Genomic DNA, 300 nt, shown 5'->3' on the forward strand with positions numbered 1-300 from the left:
GTCTATGCCTAAGAGTGTACATACCAAATCATTATTCTTCAATTATCTGAATAAAATTTGATCTTTTTTATTATTCCAATAATATAAATGTAAATTATGGAACAATTAATCTCAATAAATGGAATTTAAAGATGAAGGCGATTGAACGGATTATTGATAAAGCTCATTTAGATCGTAAGCGTGTTGTTTTGAGTGAAGCGGAGGACCCGCGAGTGCTAGCTGCTGCAAGAATGGCAATCGACAAACAGCTCGCTCACATCACACTCGTGGGCGATGAATCGGCGATCATCGCTGCTGCAG

General features: G+C 38.0%; 1 protein-coding gene. It reads left to right on the forward strand.

The window, feature by feature from the left end; all coding sequences use genetic code 11:
- Positions 1–131 precede the first annotated feature (131 nt).
- On the forward strand, positions 132–300 hold a 169-nt coding region (locus tag AB4512_RS22850), incomplete at its 3' end, for a phosphate acyltransferase (RefSeq protein ID WP_372175818.1).

This window comes from Vibrio sp. 10N.222.52.B7, assembly GCF_041474275.1.
GTDB lineage: Bacteria > Pseudomonadota > Gammaproteobacteria > Enterobacterales > Vibrionaceae > Vibrio > Vibrio crassostreae_C.